1 CRISPR repeat array is annotated in these 1,472 nt (G+C 52.2%).

Annotated elements, in window-relative coordinates:
- Positions 1 to 2 precede the first annotated feature (2 nt).
- Positions 3 to 1,471: direct repeats of the CRISPR family, unit length 31 nt; unit sequence GTTTCAACACACAGCCGCCCGAAGGCGGCTG.
- Between the last annotated feature and the right edge of the window lies 1 nt (position 1,472).

Raw genomic sequence — 1,472 nt, 5'->3', positions numbered from 1 at the left:
AAGTTTCAACACACAGCCGCCCGAAGGCGGCTGGAGGAAATAATATGCGATATAACTGACTTACAACGTTTCAACACACAGCCGCCCGAAGGCGGCTGCCGTCAACACCGAGCAACGCCTCAAGATTCTGCAAGGTTTCAACACACAGCCGCCCGAAGGCGGCTGAATACCTCATCTAAGGAGGTAATATACACACATCGTTTCAACACACAGCCGCCCGAAGGCGGCTGAAGGACTAAATCATGGTTTTATTAGGCAGCCTGGGTTTCAACACACAGCCGCCCGAAGGCGGCTGGCGGCATGAAAGCATTAACCCAATACCTGACAGACGTTTCAACACACAGCCGCCCGAAGGCGGCTGGTGTTGGTTTCATATTCTACTGTCATAGCCGCATGGTTTCAACACACAGCCGCCCGAAGGCGGCTGCATGATAACGGTTTCGGATGGGATTTATCGGACGAAGTTTCAACACACAGCCGCCCGAAGGCGGCTGGTCGGTTATCGACAAAATGGATTTAACCGACAAAGTTTCAACACACAGCCGCCCGAAGGCGGCTGAGAAGCCATCAAGCAATGCAAGCAAGAGATTGCCGTTTCAACACACAGCCGCCCGAAGGCGGCTGGTCAGGCCATTGCCTAAATAGTCTTTAGCGTGTTGTTTCAACACACAGCCGCCCGAAGGCGGCTGACATAGGGATACTACTCACAAGGTAATAAAAATGTTTCAACACACAGCCGCCCGAAGGCGGCTGCAATCAGCATTTCAAAGACGGGTAACACACCGTAGTTTCAACACACAGCCGCCCGAAGGCGGCTGGGTACTCAAAAAGACAATATGCAGGATTGTTCTATGTTTCAACACACAGCCGCCCGAAGGCGGCTGCAATCAGCATTTCAAAGACGGGTAACACACCGTAGTTTCAACACACAGCCGCCCGAAGGCGGCTGCTTTAGAAGCTTGCACTCTTCTTTCTCAATATCTGTTTCAACACACAGCCGCCCGAAGGCGGCTGCATATTCAAGACTTTATTTAGATTTACGCTCCAATGTTTCAACACACAGCCGCCCGAAGGCGGCTGACGATGACGAATTGTTGACCTATCAGCGATTCTTTGTTTCAACACACAGCCGCCCGAAGGCGGCTGGGCAGCGTTCATAATGGGCAAGGATGAAGAAAAGGTTTCAACACACAGCCGCCCGAAGGCGGCTGAAAGACGGCAAGGCACAATTGGCAGAGATTGTGGGTTTCAACACACAGCCGCCCGAAGGCGGCTGTTGATGTTGTCTGAAGATGGGGACTTTTATGATTGTTTCAACACACAGCCGCCCGAAGGCGGCTGAACAACCGTTGACGAAAGCGACGTAATACAATAAGTTTCAACACACAGCCGCCCGAAGGCGGCTGCATTGGGATGATTGGATAAATATTGCCCATTGACGTTTCAACACACAGCCGCCCGAAGGCGGCTGC

Source organism: Neisseria sp. HMSC064D07 (assembly GCF_001837185.1).
In the GTDB taxonomy this organism is placed as follows: domain Bacteria; phylum Pseudomonadota; class Gammaproteobacteria; order Burkholderiales; family Neisseriaceae; genus Neisseria; species Neisseria flavescens_C.
The sequence above is the reverse complement of the archived record's forward strand: the minus strand, read 5'-3'. Positions and strand labels throughout refer to the sequence as shown.